The sequence below is a fragment of the Pukyongiella litopenaei genome (assembly GCF_003008555.2).
Taxonomy (GTDB): domain Bacteria; phylum Pseudomonadota; class Alphaproteobacteria; order Rhodobacterales; family Rhodobacteraceae; genus Pukyongiella; species Pukyongiella litopenaei.
The window spans coordinates 2622974-2641429 of record NZ_CP027665.1; the positions used below are offsets into that span (position 1 = coordinate 2622974).

General features: G+C 67.9%; 16 protein-coding genes. 9 read left to right on the plus strand and 7 right to left on the minus strand.

Going from position 1 to position 18456, the window contains the following annotated elements; all coding sequences use genetic code 11:
- The first annotated feature begins 1 nt into the window (after position 1).
- The 9 genes from C6Y53_RS13095 to C6Y53_RS13135 all read left to right on the plus strand — a co-directional run bounded on the left by C6Y53_RS13095 (position 2) and on the right by C6Y53_RS13135 (position 10402).
- Positions 2–634 (plus strand): DUF2460 domain-containing protein, encoded by a 633-nt coding sequence (locus tag C6Y53_RS13095; RefSeq protein WP_106472826.1) that lies wholly within the window; start codon positions 2–4, stop codon positions 632–634.
- A complete protein-coding gene (locus C6Y53_RS13100; RefSeq protein ID WP_106472827.1) occupies positions 634–1521 on the plus strand; it encodes a DUF2163 domain-containing protein in 888 nt (295 codons plus the stop codon). Before C6Y53_RS13095 ends, C6Y53_RS13100 begins: the two co-directional genes overlap by 1 nt.
- Entirely contained in the window at positions 1518–1967 is a 450-nt protein-coding gene (locus C6Y53_RS13105; protein WP_106472828.1) for an NlpC/P60 family protein, read from the plus strand. Before C6Y53_RS13100 ends, C6Y53_RS13105 begins: the two co-directional genes overlap by 4 nt.
- A complete protein-coding gene (locus C6Y53_RS13110) occupies positions 1967–5896 on the plus strand; it encodes a baseplate multidomain protein megatron (RefSeq protein WP_106472829.1) in 3930 nt (1309 codons plus the stop codon). The genes C6Y53_RS13105 and C6Y53_RS13110 overlap by 1 nt, the downstream gene beginning before the upstream one ends.
- The gene (locus C6Y53_RS13115; protein ID WP_106472830.1) at positions 5896–6192 is read left to right on the plus strand and encodes a DUF7742 family protein; all 297 of its coding nucleotides are present in this window, start codon (positions 5896–5898) and stop codon (positions 6190–6192) included. The genes C6Y53_RS13110 and C6Y53_RS13115 overlap by 1 nt, the downstream gene beginning before the upstream one ends.
- A gap of 62 nt (positions 6193–6254) precedes the next feature.
- Positions 6255–6776, plus strand: a complete 522-nt coding sequence (locus C6Y53_RS13120; RefSeq protein ID WP_106472831.1) for a winged helix DNA-binding protein — start codon at positions 6255–6257, stop codon at positions 6774–6776.
- Between the two features lie 84 nt (positions 6777–6860).
- Positions 6861–8468, plus strand: a complete 1608-nt coding sequence (locus C6Y53_RS13125) for a peptide chain release factor 3 (protein WP_106472832.1) — start codon at positions 6861–6863, stop codon at positions 8466–8468.
- 29 nt (positions 8469–8497) lie between these two features.
- On the plus strand, positions 8498–9412 hold the full coding sequence (locus tag C6Y53_RS13130) for a glycosyltransferase family 2 protein (protein WP_244614833.1): 915 nt from the start codon (positions 8498–8500) through the stop codon (positions 9410–9412).
- A 93-nt stretch (positions 9413–9505) separates the two neighbouring features.
- Positions 9506–10402: a DMT family transporter gene (locus C6Y53_RS13135; protein ID WP_106472833.1), complete on the plus strand. Its 897-nt coding sequence runs from the start codon at positions 9506–9508 to the stop codon at positions 10400–10402.
- 82 nt (positions 10403–10484) lie between these two features.
- Here C6Y53_RS13135 and C6Y53_RS13140 read toward each other — a convergent pair whose 3' ends face one another.
- The 7 genes from C6Y53_RS13140 to C6Y53_RS13175 all read right to left on the minus strand — a co-directional run bounded on the left by C6Y53_RS13140 (position 10485) and on the right by C6Y53_RS13175 (position 18411).
- Positions 10485–11033 (minus strand): peroxiredoxin, encoded by a 549-nt coding sequence (locus tag C6Y53_RS13140; protein ID WP_106472834.1) that lies wholly within the window; start codon positions 11031–11033, stop codon positions 10485–10487.
- A gap of 251 nt (positions 11034–11284) precedes the next feature.
- Complete coding sequence (locus C6Y53_RS13145) at positions 11285–12769, minus strand: chlorohydrolase family protein (protein ID WP_106472835.1); 1485 nt, start codon at positions 12767–12769, stop codon at positions 11285–11287.
- Positions 12766–13962, minus strand: coding sequence for an amidohydrolase family protein (locus tag C6Y53_RS13150; protein WP_106471857.1), 1197 nt, complete (start codon positions 13960–13962; stop codon positions 12766–12768). The genes C6Y53_RS13145 and C6Y53_RS13150 overlap by 4 nt, the downstream gene beginning before the upstream one ends.
- A 128-nt stretch (positions 13963–14090) precedes the next feature.
- Positions 14091–14849, minus strand: coding sequence for an SDR family NAD(P)-dependent oxidoreductase (locus C6Y53_RS13160; RefSeq protein WP_106472836.1), 759 nt, complete (start codon positions 14847–14849; stop codon positions 14091–14093).
- A gap of 29 nt (positions 14850–14878) precedes the next feature.
- On the minus strand, positions 14879–15307 hold the full coding sequence (locus C6Y53_RS13165; protein WP_106472837.1) for a diol dehydratase small subunit: 429 nt from the start codon (positions 15305–15307) through the stop codon (positions 14879–14881).
- Positions 15304–17586, minus strand: a complete 2283-nt coding sequence (locus tag C6Y53_RS13170; protein WP_106472838.1) for a propanediol/glycerol family dehydratase large subunit — start codon at positions 17584–17586, stop codon at positions 15304–15306. Before C6Y53_RS13170 ends, C6Y53_RS13165 begins: the two co-directional genes overlap by 4 nt.
- Positions 17587–17649: 63 nt before the next feature.
- Complete coding sequence (locus C6Y53_RS13175; RefSeq protein ID WP_106472839.1) at positions 17650–18411, minus strand: DeoR/GlpR family DNA-binding transcription regulator; 762 nt, start codon at positions 18409–18411, stop codon at positions 17650–17652.
- Positions 18412–18456 lie beyond the last annotated feature (45 nt).

The window sequence follows — 18456 nt, forward strand, 5'->3', positions numbered from 1 at the left end:
CATGAGTTTTCACGAGGTGAGATTCCCGGCCAGCCTGAGTTTCGGGTCGATCGGGGGACCGGAACGCCGCACCGATGTCGTGACCCTGGCCAATGGGTTCGAGGAGCGTAACACGCCCTGGGCGCATTCGCGGCGGCGCTATGATGCGGGCGTGGGGATGCGGTCGCTGGACGACGTCGAAACCCTGATCGCCTTCTTCGAGGCGCGGCAGGGGCAGATGTACGGGTTCCGCTGGAAGGACTGGTCCGACTACAAGTCGGGCAAGGCCTCGGCCGAGGTCGATTTCCGGGATCAGGTAATCGCGGTGGCGGACGGGCAGACATCCACCTTTGCCCTGACCAAGACCTATCGTTCGGGGGGCGTCAGCTATGATCGCCCGATCGTCAAACCGGTTGAGGGCACCGTGCGCGTCGGCGTCGAACAGGACGAGATGCGCGAGGGCGTCGAATTCGACGTGGATCTGACCACGGGCTTGATCGCCTTTTCGCATCCGCCGGCGGCGACGATGCAGATCACGGCCGGGTTCGAGTTCGATGTGCCGGTGCGGTTTGACACGGACCGTATCCAGACCAGCGTCGCCAGTTTTCAGGCCGGGGATGTGCCAAGCGTGCCGGTCGTGGAGGTGCGGGTCTGATGGCGGGGCTGAACGAAGAACTGAAGGCGCATCTGCAATCCGGCCTGACCACGGTCTGCCGCTGCTGGACCGTTGCCCGCACCGATGGCGCAACATTCGGGTTCACCGATCACGACCGCGATCTGGAATTTGCCGGAACGAGGTTCAAGGCGGACAGCGGCCTGACGGCGATGGCCCTGCAGCAGGGGACGGGGCTCGCGGTCGACAATTCCGAAGCCATCGGTGCCCTGAGCGACGCCTCGATAAGCGAGGCCGATGTGGAGGCCGGCCGTTTCGACGGGGCGCAGGTCGAGGCCTGGATCGTGAACTGGGCCGCGCCGCATATGCGCTGGCTGCAGTTTCGCGGGTCCATCGGTGAAATCAAGCGGGCAGGTGGTGCGTTTCAGGCCGAGCTGCGCGGTCTGACCGAGATGCTGAACCGGCCGGTGGGGCGGGTTTACCAGCGCCCGTGCACGGCGGTGCTGGGCGATGGCAATTGCCGGTTCAGGCTGGATACGCCCGGCTATTTCGACCAGCGCACGGTCGATGGCATCGACGGCGGGCGGGTGTTCCGGTGGGACAGTCTTGACGGCTTCGAGGTCGGCTGGTTCGCGCGCGGCCGGCTGACCATGCAGTCCGGCGCCGCCGAGGGGCTGTGGGGGCTGATCAAGCGCGACCGCGTCGAGGCGGGGCAGCGGGTGATCGAACTGTGGGAACCGCTGCGCGCCGAGATCAGGGCGGGCGATGTGGTCCGGCTGGACACGGGCTGCGACAAGCGGATGGAGACCTGCCGGTTGAAGTTCAACAACCTCGTCAATTTCCAGGGATTTCCCGACATCCCCGACGAAGACTGGATGATGGCGGTGCCCAAACAGAGCGGGGCGAATACCGGCGGCAGCCTCAGATGAATGCGGGGCGGCAGGATATCGTGCGCGTGGCGCGCGGCTGGATCGGCACGCCTTATTGCCACCAGGCCGCCCTGCGCGGGGCGGGGACGGATTGTCTGGGGCTGGTGCGCGGCGTCTGGCGCGAACTGGTCGGTGAGGAACCCGAGGCCGTGCCCGCCTATACCATGGACTGGTCGCAGCCGCAGGGCGAGGAGCGGCTGTGGCAGGCGGCGCGGCGGCACCTGGTCGAACGGGAGGCCGGCTCGGTGGCCGGGTGCGGCGACGTGATCCTGTTCCGGATGCGCGCCGGGGGCGTGGCCAAGCATCTGGGGATCGTCGCGCGGACCGGGGAGGATGCCAGTTTCATCCACGCCTATTCCGGTCACGGCGTGGTCGAAAGCCCGCTGAGCGGACCGTGGCGGCGGCGCATCGTCGCTGTGTTCGAATTTCCCAAGGAGGTTTGCTGATGGCAACCATTGTTCTTGCAGCCGCCGGCGCGGCAATCGGCGGTTCCATCGGGGGCACGGTGGCGGGGCTTTCGACGGCCATCATCGGGCGCGCGGTCGGGGCCGTCGCGGGGCGCATGATCGACGAACGGCTGCTCGGATCGGGGAGCGAACCGATCGAGACCGGCAAGGTCGACAAGTTCCGGCTGACGCAGGCGGGCGACGGGGCGCCGCTGGCGCAGGTCTATGGCAGGATGAGGGTGGGAGGCCAGGTGATCTGGGCCTCTGATTTCCAGGAAACGACGACCACCAGCGGTGGCGGTGGCAAGGGATCCCGATCGCAGCCCGCGACGACGAGCTACAGCTATTCGGTCTCTCTCGCCATCGCCGTATGCGAGGGCGAAGTGGCGTCGATCGGCCGGGTCTGGGCGGATGGCGAAGAGGTGGCGCGCGACGATCTGAACATGCGCGTCTATCGCGGCACGAAGAACCAGCTTCCCGATCCGGTGATCGAGGCGGTCGAGGGCACGGGCAGGGTGCCGGCCTATCGCGGCACCGCCTATGTGGTGATGGAGGATCTCGGGCTCGAGCGGTTCGGCAACAGGGTGCCGCAGTTTTCCTTCGAGGTGGTGCGGGCGGAACAGCCCGGCGCACGGGAGTACGATGTGGACCTGGCCCGGATCGTGAAGGGCGTGGCGCTGATCCCCGGCACCGGGGAATACAGCCTTGCGACGACGCCGGTCTATTACTCCGACGGGCCGGGAAGCCGGTGGGCCGCCAATCTGAACTCGCCCTCGGGCAAACCCGATTTCGTCGCGTCGGCCGAGACGCTGGCGGAGGAGCTGCCCGGCTGTGACGCGGTGTCGATGGTGGTATCCTGGTTCGGCGGTGATCTGCGTTGCGGGGAATGCGTGCTGGAGCCGAAGGTGGCGAAGGCCGAGTTCGATGGCGAAAACATGCCCTGGACGGTTTCGGGCGTTTCGCGCGGCACGGCCAAGGAGATAGCCCGGCAGAATGACAGGCCGATCTATGGCGGCACGCCCACGGACGCATCGGTGGTCGAGGCGATCCGGCATCTGCGGTCGCAAGGCAAGCGCGTGATGTTCTATCCGTTCATCCTGATGGACCAGATGAGCGGCAACGGGCTGCCCGATCCCTGGAGCGGCGCCGATGAGCAGGCCAAGCTGCCATGGCGGGGGCGGATCACGCTTTCGAAGGCGCCGGGAACCGATGGGTCGGTGGACGGAACCGCACAGGCGGATGCCGAGGTGGCGGCGTTCTTTGGCGCCGCAACGGCCGCGGATTTCGCGGTGCAGGATGGGCATGTGGTCTATTCCGGCCCCGAAGAATGGGGGTTCCGGCGTTTCATACTGCACTATGCCGCGCTGTGCGCGGCGGCGGGCGGTGTCGCGTCGTTCTGTATCGGGTCTGAGATGCGCGGCCTGACCCAGATCCGTGGCGCCGATGGCTTTGCCGCGGTGGCGCAGCTGCGGCAGATCGCGGCGGAGGCGCGCAAGCTGCTCGGGGCCGATGTGAAGATCGGCTATGCGGCGGACTGGTCCGAATATTTCGGGTATCAGCCGCAGGACGGCAGCGGCGACCGGTATTTTCATCTCGATCCGCTATGGGCCGATGACAATATCGATTTCGTCGGTATCGACAATTACATGCCGATGTCGGACTGGCGCGAAGGCGACGATCATGCCGATCTGCGCGCGGGATGGGAAAACATCCACGAGGTCGCCTATCTCGAGGCCAATATCGAGGGCGGCGAGGGGTTCGACTGGTTCTACCATTCGCCGGAGGCGGAAGCGGCGCAGATCCGCACGCCGATCACCGACGAGGAACACGGGGAGCCCTGGATCTGGCGCTACAAGGATCTGCGCGGATGGTGGTCGAACCGGCATCACGAAAGGGTTGGCGGCAAGCGGAAGAAGACACCGACGGCGTGGGTTCCCCAGTCCAAGCCGATCTGGTTCACCGAACTCGGCTGCGCGGCGGTCGACAGGGGCACCAACCAGCCGAACAAGTTCCTCGATCCGAAATCGTCGGAATCCAAGCTGCCGAAATACTCGAACGGCACGCGCGACGACCTGATCCAGATTGCCTATCTGCGGGCGATGCTGGGCTATTGGCTGCGGTCGTCGAACAACCCGCGATCAGATGTCTATGACGGCCGGATGATCGACCTGGACAATGCCTATGTCTGGGCCTGGGACGCGCGTCCGTTCCCGTCGTTTCCGAACAATACCGAGCTGTGGAGCGACGGCATCAACTATGGGCGCGGCCATTGGCTGAACGGGCGGGTCGGAACGCGGACGCTGGCGTCGGTGGTGGACGAGGTCTGCCGGCGTTCGGGGCTGCGCGAGGTCGATACCTCACGCCTCTACGGGGCGGTGCGGGGATATGTGGTGGACCGGGTCGAGGCGGCGCGGGCGGGGCTGCAACCGCTGATGCTGCGCTATGCGTTCGATGCGGTGGAACGGGACGGTGTGCTGCGGTTCTGGATGCGGGACGGCCGCGGGGCAATCCGGATACCCGAAGGCAGTCTGGCGGATACCGGCGAGACCGACGGGCTGATCGACCGGTCGCGGGCGGCCGAGGCGGAAATGTCCGGGCGCGTGCGGTTGCGGTTCGTCCAGTCGGGCGCGGATCACGAGGTGGTGGCCGAAGAGGCCGTGCTGGCCGACGATGCCACCCACGCCGTGTCCACCAGCGAGATCCCGTTGTCGATGACGCGCGCCGAGGGTCGCGTGGTGGTCGAACGCTGGCTGGCCGAGGCGCGGGTATCGAGGGACACGGCCAGATTTGCGCTGCCGCCATCGCTGCTGGAGATCGGGGCCGGCGATGTGGTCGAACTGGCGAACGAGGACGGCGCCGGGCTCTACCGCGTCGACCGCGTCGAGCAGGCGGAAATGCAGGTTCTGGACGCGGTCAGGATCGAACCGGCGGTCTATACGCCGTCCGACATGGCCGAGCACCTGCCCCCGGTGAAGCCCTTTGTCGCGCCGGTGCCGGTGCGGCCGCTGTTCATGGATCTGCCGCTGCTCAGCGGTGATGAAGTGCCGCACGCACCCTATCTGGCGGTCACCGCGCGGCCGTGGCCGGGCACCGTGGCGCTGTATGCGTCGGCGTCGGACGAAAACTATGCGCTGGACGAGATCATCGCATCGCGGTCGGTCGTCGGTGTCACGCAGTCGCCCCTGGGGTGGGCGCCGTCCGGACGCTGGGACGAAGGCCCGGCGTTGCAGGTGAGGTTGATGAACGGCGCGCTGGAATCCCGCAACGCGGCGGCGATCCTGAATGGCGCCAACCTGGCCGCCATCGGTGACGGGTCCAGCGGGCGGTGGGAGGTGTTCCAGTTCCGCAGCGCCGATCTGATTGCCACCAACAGCTACCTGTTGAGCGGGCGTCTGCGCGGGCAGGCCGGGAGCGACGGGGTGATGCCCGAGACCTGGCCCAAGGGATCCTGGTTCGTGCTGCTCGATGGCAAGCCGCAGCAGATCGGCCTGAAGGCGAACCAGCGCCGGATCGCGCGCCATTATCGCATCGGTCCCGCGCGGCGCGGATATGACGATCCGTCCTATGTGCACAAGGTCGAGGCCTTTGACGGCAACGGATTGCGGCCCTACGCCCCCTGCCACCTCAAGAGCTGGTCCGTCAGCGATGGCCGCCGCGTCAGCTGGATTCGCCGCAGCCGCATCGACGGGGACGGCTGGGACCTGCGCGAGATCCCGCTGGGCGAAGAGCGCGAGGAGTATCTGGTGCGGGTCATGGGCGATGGCCGGGTGCTGCGCGAAGCCAGCGTCGGCGAAACGCGCTGGACCTATCCCGGGGCGCAGATCGAGGCCGACCGGGACGCGGGACCGCTGCGGATCGAAGTGGCCCAGGTCTCGGCCCGCTATGGGCCCGGTCCGTTTGCCGGGCTGGATCTTGGCGGGGCCGCGTGATGCGGCCCCTGATGCATGGCGATGTAAGCTGCGCCGCGCGGGCGCTGCTGAATGTGCCCGCCAGCGCGCGGGCGCGCCTGTGCCGGCGCCTGGTCCACGAAGCCGGGGAAGCCTATGCCCACATGCAGCGCACCGGCAAGGTGCACCCGCTCTATGGCAACGGATCGCTGATGTCGGCGGCCCGCAAACGCGTTCTGGCCGCAGAGCCGAGATTCGACGATATCGAGTATTGCCGCTGTTTCGAAATGGTGCTGCGGAGGCTGGCGACTGTCCTGGGACGGGCCGCGACGGCTTGATCTCGGCGGCTTTCGCGGTCAATTTGGCGGTATCATACTGGCAAAATGTTGGGATTGTTCGGGTGGCCAAGCCTGCAGAGAATACCCGTCGCATCGTGTCCTCGCGCCATCTGGCGGAAGGCGAGGGATGGGAGGCGTCCGAGTTCGAATACGGGCTGATCATCGCGCACAACGCGTTTTACCGCTGGGTGCAGCGCTGCATGGGCGCGGCCGGCGTTCCCGATATGTCGCCGCTGGAAATCCTGGTGCTGCACAACGTCAATCACCGGGGCCGCGAAAAGCGGCTGTCGGATATCTGTTTCCTGCTCAACATCGAGGATACGCATACGGTCAACTATGCGCTGCGCAAGCTGCTCAGGCTGGGTCTGCTGGCCTCGGACAAGCGCGGCAAGGAAGTGTTCTATTCGACCTCGGGCGATGGGCGGGACCTGTGCGACCGCTATCGCGAGGTCCGTGACCAGTGCCTGACGGACGTGCTGTCGGGAACCGGTATCGCCGGCGCGGAACTGCGCGAGGTCGCGGCCCATCTGCGGGCGCTGTCGGGGCTCTACGATCAGGCGAGCCGGGCGGCCGCCTCGCTGTGATATCCGCCCACGCGGGCCATATTTGACGGTGCCGGCGGTTTGTCGATCTTGCGTGCGGACCGGCCCCGACCTATACGCGCGGTCATGCTCGACGCCGTTCCCAATCGCCCCGGCCTGCCGCCGGAAATCGCCCGCCGCCGCACCTTTGCGATCATTTCGCACCCGGATGCGGGCAAGACGACGCTGACCGAGAAGTTCCTGCTTTACGGCGGCGCGATCCAGATGGCGGGGCAGGTCCGCGCCAAGGGCGAGGCCCGCCGGACCCGGTCCGATTTCATGCAGATGGAAAAGGACCGCGGCATCTCGGTATCGGCCAGTGCGATGTCCTTCGACTTCGGGTCGTTCCGGTTCAACCTCGTGGACACGCCGGGGCACAGCGATTTCTCGGAGGACACCTATCGCACGCTCACCGCCGTGGACGCGGCGATCATGGTGATCGACGGCGCCAAGGGGGTGGAAAGCCAGACCCGGAAGCTGTTCGAGGTCTGCCGCCTGCGCGATCTGCCGATCCTGACCTTCTGCAACAAGATGGACCGCGAGAGCCGCGACACGTTCGAGATCATCGACGAGATCCAGGAGATGCTGGCGATCGACGTGACGCCGGCCAGCTGGCCCATCGGGCAGGGGCGCGAATTCATCGGCTGCTACGACATGCTGCGGGACCGGCTGGAACTGATGGACCGGGCCGACCGGAACAAGGTGGCCGAGAGCATCGAGATTGCAGGTCTGGACGATCCAAAGCTGGCCGAACATGTGCCGGCGCATCTGCTGGATACGCTGCTGGAAGAGGTCGAGATGGCGCGCGAATTGTTGCCGCGGCTCGATCCGCAGGCGGTGCTGGAGGGTCACATGACCCCGATCTGGTTCGGCTCGGCGATCAACTCCTTCGGGGTGAAGGAGTTGATGGACGGCATTGCCGCCTATGGCCCCGAACCGCAGCCGCAGCGCGCCCAGCCGCGGCAGATTTCCCCCGACGAGAACAAGGTGGCCGGTTTCGTGTTCAAGGTGCAGGCCAACATGGATCCCAAGCACCGTGACCGCGTGGCGTTCCTGCGCATGGCCTCGGGTCATTTCCGGCGGGGCATGAAGCTGACCCATGTGCGATCGAAAAAGCCGATGGCGGTGTCGAACCCGGTGTTGTTCCTGGCCGCCGACCGGGAACTGGCCGAAGAGGCCTGGGCGGGCGACATCATCGGCATTCCGAACCACGGGCAGTTGCGCATCGGCGACACGCTGACCGAGGGCGAGGCGCTGCGGGTGACCGGCATCCCGTCCTTTGCCCCCGAATTGCTGCAGGGCGTGCGTGCGGGCGATCCGATGAAGGCCAAGCACCTGGAAAAGGCGCTGATGCAGTTCGCCGAGGAAGGCGCGGCCAAGGTGTTCAAGCCGGCCATCGGGGCGGGCCATATCGTCGGCGTGGTCGGCGCCCTGCAATTCGAGGTGCTCGCCAGCCGGATCGAACTGGAATACGGGCTGCCGGTGCGGTTCGAGGCGTCGCAATTCACCTCGGCCCGGTGGGTGACGGGTGACAAGGCGGCGCTGGACCGGTTCATGACCGTCAACAAGCAGCATATCGCCCATGACCATGACGGGGACGTGGTGTATCTCACGCGCCTGCAATGGGATATCGACCGGATCGAACGCGATTATCCGGAGCTGCGCCTGTCGGCCACCAAGGAGATGATGACCTGAGCCCGGAGCCGAACCTGCCCCGCTGGGGCGTGGTCGCGACGATCAAGGCATCGCCGCGGGCAATTCTCGACTTCGCGGCCTATCATCTCGACCTGGGGGCGCACCGGATCTACCTCTATCTCGACGCTCCCAACCCGGCCCGCGAGGTGCTCGGGGCGCATCCCAAGCTGCGGGTGACGGAGTGCGACGACCGGTGGTGGCGCCGGCGCGGGGGGCGGCCGAACAAGCACCAGGTCCGGCAGAGCGTGAATGCCACCCATGCCTATGCCCGCCGTGCCGAGGTCGACTGGCTGGCGCATATCGACGTGGATGAATTCCTGGCGCCCGGGGCCAGTGTCGCGGCGGCGCTCGCGGCGCTGCCGCCGGGGACGCTGACCGCGCGCATGCGTCCGATGGAGGCGCTGGCGGGCAGCGAGGGGATGTTCAAGGCGTTCATCCCGCCGGGGCCCGAACGGCGGCCCACCGTGGCGCGGCTCTACCCCAATTTCGGAACCTTCGTCACCGGCGGCTTTCTCAGCCACGTCGCGGGCAAGGTGTTTCTGCGCACCGGGCTCGACGGTATCGCGTTCCGGATCCACAACGCGTTCCAGGGCGATGTGATGAACCCCGGCGAGGCCGAGGCCGGGGAGGCGCTGGCGCTGTGTCATCGTCATGCCGGGGACTGGGAGGCCTGGATCGCCGCGTTCCAATATCGGCTGGACCGGGGCGCGTATCGCGCCGAGCTGCCGCCGGCGGCGAAAAACGGGGCGACGCTGCACGCGTTGCTGGATCGGATCGCCCGCAGCGAAGGCGAGGCCGGTCTGCGGGCCTTTTTCGACGAGGTTGCCGCCGCCAGCCCGGAACTGGTCACGCGGCTGCGCCGCGAGGGCCTGTTGCGCGAGATCGACCTGAACCTGCAGGCGCGGCGCGAGAAACACTTTCCCGGTGCGGTGATCGATCCCTGAACGCGGATCACGGCCCGCCCCGGCGGCCGCAAACGGGTCTTGCCCGGCCCGTCCGTAATCGCTCTAAGGGCGTGGGGAACGAGGGGCGGATCCATGACGGTTGGCATCAGGACCGATGGCAGGGCCAACCTGCTGGGCAGCATCTGGATGGTCGCGGCGATGGCCGCCTTTGCGATCGAGGACGCCTTTCTCAAGGCGGCGTCGATCACCGTGCCCATCGGGCAGGTGCTGATCCTGTTCGGGCTGGGCGGCGCGGCGGTGTTCGCCACCCTGGCGCGGTTCAACGGCGAAGCGCTGTTCGATCCGGATGTGCTGTCGCGCCCGATGCGCATCCGCGCCGTGTTCGAGATCGTCGGCCGGCTGTTCTACGGGCTGGCGATCGCGCTGACGCCGCTGTCGGCCGCGACCGTGATCCTGCAGGCGACGCCGCTGGTCGTCGTTGCCGGCGCGGCGCTGGTGTTCGGCGAACGGGTCGGCTGGCGCAGGTGGCTGGCCATCGTCACCGGGCTGGTCGGCGTGGTGGCCATCGTGCAGCCGGGAACTGACAGCTTTTCCGCGCTGTCGATCCTGGCGGTGCTGGGCATGATCGGCTTTGCCGGGCGCGACCTGGCCAGCCGCGCGGCGCCGATCGCGCTGAGCACGCGCATCCTGGGGCTCTACGGTTTCCTGGCGATCGTGCTGGCCGGGGCGATCTACTCGGCCTGGCAGGGTGCGCCCCTGGTGGTGCCCGCGACCGGCGCGTGGGGCCATCTGGCGGCGGCGGTGCTGGCCGGGGTGGTGGGCTATTCCTGCCTGATGACGGCGATGCGCACCGGCGAGGTATCGGCGGTCACGCCGTTCCGCTATTCGCGCCTGCTGTTCGGCGTGGGTTTCGGGATCGCGTTCTTCGGCGAGAGCCTGAGCGCGTCGATGCTGGTCGGCTCGGGCCTGATCGTGCTGTCCGGCCTGTTCATCCTCTGGCGCGGCAGGCGGGACGCGACATCCGCCTGAAGCGCGCGGCCGGCGAACCCGATGTCGCCGGCCGCGTGGTCGATCATGCCGGGCCGCGACAGCCGCCCGCCCGGATGCCGGTTCAGGCCGCGTCGGCGGTCTGCGCGGTCCGCAGCCAGTCCAGAACCGCCTCGGGCGTCGAGGCGCCATAGGGATCGTCGGGCGCGTTGTCGCACAGGCCCGGCTCTTCGAACCATGCCCGGACGGTGCCGTTTTCGATCACCGCCGCATAGCGCCACGACCGCAGGCCAAAGCCCAGGTTGTCCTTGCGCACCAGCATTCCCAGCTTGCGGGTCAGTTCGCCCGAGCCGTCGGGGATCATCCTGATGGTCTTCAGGCCCAGATGTTCGGCCCACTTGTTCATCACGAAGGCGTCGTTGACCGAGACGCAATAGATCTCGTCGATGCCCTCGGCGCGGAAATCCCCCGCCTGTTCGTCGAAGCCGGGCAGCTGCCGGGTCGAGCAGGTGGGGGTGAACGCGCCGGGCAGGCCGATCAGGACAACCCGCTTGCCGGCAAAGAGATCGCCGGTGGTGACATCCTGCCAGCGATAGGGGTTCGGTCCGCCGACGGATTCGTCGCGAACGCGGGTGCGGAATGTGACATCGGGAAGTTTTGCGCCAGTACGCATGGTCGTCTCCTTGATGCGGGAAAAAGGTCGGTTCAGCCTGTCATAGCCTTTGGCCTGCCAGCCACAACCGGTCTTTCGGCAGGCTTGCCGGGAAAGCCTGCGACATATTGTGCCGCCGGATGCCACCGGCTGCGGCCGCCACCGGGCCGCAGCGTGACCCACGCGGTTCCGCCTGTTCCGGTGGGCGGATCAACCGCCATGCGACAAGAGGGGAAACACGCATCACCCGATGCGGAGGGTTCCGGGCCCTTTCACGTTTGTTGTGTGTCGAGGGGCGGATAGGCGGGGGGGAAGATTTCGGTTACCGGGGGATGCCCGGCGGTGCGGTCGGGGTATCGGGCGCGCAGCCCGTCGAACTGGGCCTGCGCCCGGGCGCGGGCCCCGGCCATGTCGAGCCCGGCGACCCGGCCATCGCGCATCGACAGGCGCCCGTCGACGATGGTGGCGCGGGTGACGCGGCCGGTCGCGCCGAGGATCAGCGTCTGCACCGGGTCGATGGTCGGCGCCATCGCGGGATCGGCCAGGTCGAAGACGGCGATATCCGCCTTGCCGCCGGCGCGCAGCACGCCGATATCGTCGCGGCCCAGGGCGGCGGCCCCGTCCCGCGTCGCGGCGTCGAGGAACTCCGCTGCCGTGCAGGCGGCGATGTCGTTTTCCGCGATGCGGCACATCATCATGCCGACCGCCATGTTCAGCACCATGTCGGGCGGCGCGGTGTCGGTGCCCATGGCGACGCGAATGCCCATGTCGCGCAGTTTCCGGAAGGATCGCAGCGCGCTGCCGTGGCGGGCGCTGACCAGCGGGCAGTGGATGACGGTCACGCCGGCATCGGCGTAGCGGCGCAGGTCGTCCGGTGTCGCGACGGTGGCGTGCGGCGCCAGCAGGCGGGGGCTCAGCAGCCCCAGCCCGCCGAGCCAGTCCGGCGCGGTCCTGCCGTGAAGGGCGCGGACCGTGTCCAGCTCCATCATGCCCTGCGCCATGTGCAGGCGCACCGGGCAGTCCAGATCCTCCGCCGCCCGCATCGTCCGTCTCAGCAGGGGTTCGGTGCAGGTCTCGACCCGGTCGGGGGCGAGCATCGGGCTGACCAGCCCGTGGCCCTGCCATCGTTCCGCAAAGGCGATGGCCTCGGCCAGCCCCCGCAGCCCCCGGTCCTCGTCGAATTCGGCGGTGATCCGGCCATCGGCCTCGACCACCATGCCGCCGGACCGGTAGGCGGGGCCGAGCCAGACGCGCAGCCCGAGATCCTGCGCCGCGCGGGCCGCGGCCTCGAACTCGGCCGCCGTTTCGCCCCATTCCCGGTAGAAGAGCGAGGCGATCGGCGCCGCCGTGGTGATCCCGTTCAGCAGGAGCTGGGCAAAGGCATAGCGTTTCTGGAACGCCAGTTCCCCGGGCGTATACATCTCGTAGGGGCCGCGCTCGACATAGGAGCGCGGCCAGACCCGCCCCTTCCGTTCGCCGGGCCAGTTGTCATAGGCCAGCAGCGTGGTGTCGAGATCCGACAGCGCATCGAGATCGACGAAGCCCGGCGCGACCAGCGCCTCGCCCATGTCGAACCGCGCCGCGACATCGCCGCCAAAGCGGTTGCCCGCATGGATCACGGTGTCGCCGTCGATCACCACCTCGCCATCGCGGACGAGACGGCGCCCGGATGGCGTATCGGCCACCAGCCAGCGCGCCGCGATGGCCCAGCGGCCCCGCGGGCGGGTGCCGAGGGGGATGTCGGCGAACCGGGTCATGGGGCCGCGACCAGGGTGGCGCCGTCGCGCGCGGTGACGCGCCCGCCCTTGACCACCAGCTTGCGCGGGGCGTGGGTGACGACCGCCTCGGCCACCGTTTCGCCCGCGACCAGAACCACGTCGCCCGGCGCGCCGGTCTCCAGCGCGCGGCGCGGCCTGGCCATCGCCTCGGCACCGCCGCCGGTGCAGATGTCGAGCGCGCGTTTCACCTCGGCATCCATGCGCAGGTTGTTGCGCAGGCCGACGAACTTGGCCCGCTCCAGCATGTCGCCGTTGCCGTAGGGGCCCCAGGTGTCCTGGATGCCGTCATTGCCGGCGCCGATGCGGATGCCATGCGCGTCGAGCTGCTTCACCAACGGGGCGGGCGACGAGGTCGGCGCCGTGGTCATGATGCGCACATCCAGCGCGGCCAGCCGTTCGAGCATCGCCTCGACACGCTGGAAATCCGGCATCCCGAGGCAGAAGGCATGGGAAATCGTCACCAGCCCGTGCATCCCCAGCGCCGCGGCGCGGTCGAGGATCATGTCCATCGAGAACATCCCGAGTTCGCCGCGTTCGTGCAGGTGGATGTCGATGCCCTTGCCGTGCTTGTCGGCAAGCCCGAAAACGGTGTCGAGATGGCCCTTGGGGTCGCGATCCACGCCGCAGGGGTCCAGCCCGCCGACCAGGTCGGCGCCCATGGCCAGCGCCCGGTCCATCAGTTCGGCGGTGCCTTCGCGGATCATCAGCCCGGACTGGGGAAAGGCGACGGTCTCGATCTCGACCACATCGGCGAGCCGGGCGGCGGTTTCCATCACCCCTTCCATCGCGCGCAGGCCGGCATCGGTGTCGATGTCGACATGGCTGCGGATCAGCGTGGTGCCCAGCGCGGCGGTCTTCAGCGCGTGGCGCATCGACTGCACATGCGGGTCGAGGCCGAGCGATTTCTTCATGTTGCGCTCGTTCTCGATCATCGCCGTCAGGCTCGCCCCGCCGACATCGTTTTTGTACCAGGGCCAGCCCAGCAGCGACTTGTCCAGGTGGGTATGGGCATCGACGAGGCCGGGAATGGCGATAAGGCCGCCGCCGGGTTCGACCGGCACGTCCGGGGCCTCGATACCCGGCGCGATCCGCGAGACGACACCGTCCCGGATCAGGATATCGGCGGCTTCGCCGTCCATGATGCGGACATTCTGTATCAAGAGCGAAGACATCGGCACGGTCCCTTATCGAAGTTTCGGGTTCAGCGCATCGCGCAGCCAGTCGCCCAGCATGTTCACCGCGACAACCAGAATACACAGCTGGATCGACGGAAACAGCACGATCTGCAACGCGCCGGGGCTCAGACGGATTCGCCCCCGTCGATCACCAGCGCATGGCCGGTCATGAAGGACGACCGGTCCGACGCCAGATAGACGATGCCCTCGGCAATCTCGTCCACCGTGCCGAACCGCCCCATCGGGATCGCGGTCGAGACATAGTCCTCCAGCTTGTCGCGCCCGCCCATCTGCGCCTCGAAGCCGCGATTGAAGGGGGTGTCGATGAAGCCGGGGCACAGCAGGTTGAAGCGGATGTTCTCATGCGCGTAATCCGCCGCCATCTGCCGGGCCATCGCCAGCACGGCGTGTTTGGTGGTGCAATAGGCGATCATTTCGCGGTCATACTGCACGCCGGAATTGGACGAGGTGATGATGACGCTGCCCTTGCCGCGGGCGCGCATCGGCGCCAGCGCCGCCTGTGCCGCGACGAAATGGGACCGCACGTTGAGCGCCCATGAGGCGTCCATCTCGTCAGCGGTGACCTGTTCGAGCCTGCCTTCGATCTGCAGGCCGGCATGGGAATGCAGGATATCGAGCCGCCCGTGGCGCTTGGCGGTGCCGGCGATGGCCGCGCGCAGGGCGGCGTCATCGGTCACGTCGAGCGCCAGCGCCTCGGCCCGGTGGCCCGCCTGCCGAATCGCGGCGGCAACGGTTTCGGCGGCCCGCCGGTCCCGGTCGGTGACGACCACATGGGCGCCATCGCGGGCCAGCGCCCGCGCACCGGCGGCACCGATGCCGGACCCGGCGGCGGTGACGAAGGCCACCCTGTCATCAAGCAGCATGTCGGTCTCCCGTTGCGAGGTTTGCGCGGTCAGTATCGCGTGCGGAACAGTCCGCGTTTCTGGTAGAGCCCGGCGGCCTCGTCGACAAAGGCGGCCAGCCGTGGCGCGTCGAACTCGGTCCTGAGGCGTGCGGCCGCGGCGGCGAGATCGTCGCGCGACCGGGCCCGTCCCGGGCGCAGCAATTCGTAGATCGCCATGATCTCGTCCTGTGGCAGGCGCGTCATCTCGGCCGCGCGTTCGAAGTTTTCAGCCAGCGCGTCGCGGGCGACGGAGCGGGCGACATCCGCCTGCGCCCGCAATGCGCCGGCGGTGATCCGCAGATCCTCCATGCCGATCTCGCCGCTGAGCGCGCGCTGCAGCGTCAGTTCGTCCAGCGTCCTGCCCCGGCTGCCGGTGACCCGGTCGGGCGCGGTTTCGGCCAGCGGATAGTCGCGGGCGGTCGGGCGGTGGTCGCTCATGCGCGGTCCTCCAGAAAGGTGATCTCGACGGTCTCCGGCGCGGCGTCGTCTTCGGTCATCGAGGTTTCGATCGCATAGGTCAGGGCGACGCGGGCGTGGAACCGCGCGCCGAGCGCGTCGCCCGTCGCGGGCACGACCACCGGTTCGGGCAATGCGCCGCGCGCATAGACCGTGGCGTTGACCCCCATCGCCCGGTAATGGTCGAGCCCGGTGATCGGCGCGTTCGAGAACAGTTCGAGATTGTTGTGCGGCAGGCGATCCGCGCGGTGGATCACGGCGGTGCCCTTGGACTGGATGCCGATGCCCACGCCCGACCCCGACAGCCGCGCGGCGCTGAGCCCGAGAAACGAGGTGTCGGCGGTATGAAGGAGCCGGACGATCCGCATCCGGCCGCCGCCCTGTTCGATGCCCGCACGCAGCGCGCGCAGCACGGCGCTGAGCGGGTGCCCGGCGAGGGTCCGGAAGATCCGGGTGCCGAAGGCGGGGCTGATGCCGACGACGATCTCTTGCGGGTCGGTGCCGGCCGTGGCGGGGCCCATGGTCCGATACCGGATCGCGCGCGCCTCGCGGATTTCGCTGGCCGCCTCGGCGCGCAGGACCTCGTCGCGGTCGAGCACGCCACGGATTTGGGCCAGTTCCCGGCGCCGATGTTCGGTCAGCCGGTACCCGGACCCCGGACCGGTGTAATTGTTCGGATCGTTGACCGCGCTCAGCACGCGGCCGTCGCGGATGATGGCCGAGGTCTGCAGGTAGTCGCCGGAGACGCGCAGCTTGACCAGCGACAGCAGGTTTTCCGCCTCGGGCACGAACCCGCCTCGGTGCAGCGACCGGATCACATCCAGAACCGAAATGCCCGCCTCGCGGATCCGTGTGCTGATCACCGCCACGTCGCGCGGCGAAAAGCTGTCGGTTTCGTTCGAGCCGGAGGCGACCGCGACCGAGCGTTTCATCGCGTCGCTGGCCTGCGCGAGCCCGAGATCCCGCAGCACATGCGACAGGGCGTCGATGGCCCGCCGCCTGAGATCGAGCGCCGCGTCCCCGCCGATCGCGGTCAGGCCGCCATCGGCCTCGAAATCGCGCTGGAGAACGAGAAATTCCTCGAGCTCCTCGCCGTTGAAGGACGAGGGGTTGAACGAATTGTCGTATTTCAGGATGCTGCCGAACCCCGAACAGATCAGGTCCGACCCGCCGATCAGGAAGGGCAGCACCTTGGCCGCGACCCGCATCTCGGATTCCGAATGGCGCGCGTCGTTGCCCGAGGCGCATTCGAGATCCAGCCACACCGCCAGCAGGTTCTCGGCCAGGATTTCGCGCACGCCTCCGGGGATCGAGGCGGCGAGCGGGGCGCCGTCGATCCCGCCGTTCTGGGTGCCCTGGGCGCCCATGCCGCGTTGCAGGCACAGGCAGCGGGCTTCGAGGTAGAGCAGGGACTTGGCTTCGTGAAAGCCCATCAGCAACTCGGCCGCCGCGCCCGAGGTGCAGCGCATCTTGATACCGCGCGAGGCATAGGCGGCGGTGAGCCAGGCCTTGGACCACGGCGTGTCGTCACCATCGACGAACGCGCTCTCGGTGCCGTAGACCGAAACCGTTTCGGCATAGGAGGTGAAACCGCTCATGCCGATCTCGAGCTCTTCGGCTTCCTCGCTGGAACATTGGAACAGCGTGTCCCCCCGGCCGACGGCGGCACCCACGCAGCAGGCCAGCGCGTTCGACCACGAATTCTGCGCGACCCGCATGGTGGTTTCGATCTCGTCAAAGCCGAGTGCTACGGCGATGGCGGCGTCGGCGGCCAGTTGCAGCGGGTCGTCCTTGGCATTGGTCACATGGGCCTGGTTTCCCGGCGTGCGCCGGGCCCGCATCTTGGAATAGGCAAAGGCGATCTCCATGGCGTTGAGCTGTGCCACGGTCTCGGCCAGCCTGGCCGGCGTCAGACCGCGGGCGAGCCGGGTCAGATCGGTGCGCGGCACGTTCATGTCGACCAGCATGCGGGCCAGCTGCGATGACGGGATCGCCATCGCCTCTGCGGCGATGTCCGGGTCGATGTGATAGGTCGCGATGAAGGCGTCGATCAGGTCGAAATCTTCGGCGGCGACACCATCCATCGACGCCACCCGTCCGTCGGCAAAGGTCAGGCCCGGCCTGGGGTCGGCGGCACCGTCAAAGGCGGCAAAGCCGTTCTCCGGATCCTCGACGGCGAACTGGTCCCGCCGGAGCGGGCGGTCGTCCCAGTCGTCGAAACGTTTCCAGCGGTTGGACCCGTGGCCGGGGGTGTCAGTCATCAGTCTGGGCGCCTCCCTCGCGCCGGTCGCGATGCGGCTGTGCCGGGGCAGCCCCGGCCGGTGTCAGGATCCGGTGATCATCTCAGCGCCGCTTTTCCGGATCGCGTCGCGCAGCGCCGGCGGTGGTTCCCGTTCGGCGATCAGGCTGACATCGTCGTTCCAGCCGATGATCTGCTGCAGCGACCTGGAGTTGAATTTCGAGGCATCGGCCAGGATCATGGTGCGGTCCGCGGCCTCGATCATGGCCGAATAGACCTGCGCCGAGTTCAGCAGCGCCTCGCTAACCCCGTCTTCGTCGACGCCCGAGGCGCCCATCACCGCGACCTGGGTGCGGAACTGTTTTATGCACTTGATGGTTTCCGCGCCATAGACCAGCCCTTCGTTGGGTTCGACGATGCCGGGCAGGGACATGACCTGGATCAGCGGGTTCTGCGCCAATTCGGTCACCAGATTGACCGCCGGGGTCAGGACGGTGAGCGGCCTGTCGATGCCGCGGAGCGCGCGGGCGAACAGCCGCGTCGTCGCCCCGCCGCCGATGAACAGGCTGTCGGCATCGCCGAGACGCGCGACCGCGATGCGGGCGATTGTCTCCCGCGCCTCGATATGAAGCTTCAGCCGTTCCGCCAGCGCGGGCTCGAACGAGGTCGTGCGCACAGCGCCGCCATAGGTGCGTTTGATCCGCCCGGTTTCGTCCAGTTCGGTCAGGTCGCGGCGGACGGTTTCGCTGGAGACCCCCAGATCGGCCGCCAGTTCGGTCACGCGAATGGACGGGTTCGCCTCGACGAGCCTGAGGATCTGGTCATGGCGTCTGGATTTCTTGGACATCGTGATTTTCTGCCGTGCCGTCTTTTTGATCCCTATCGTGGGTGG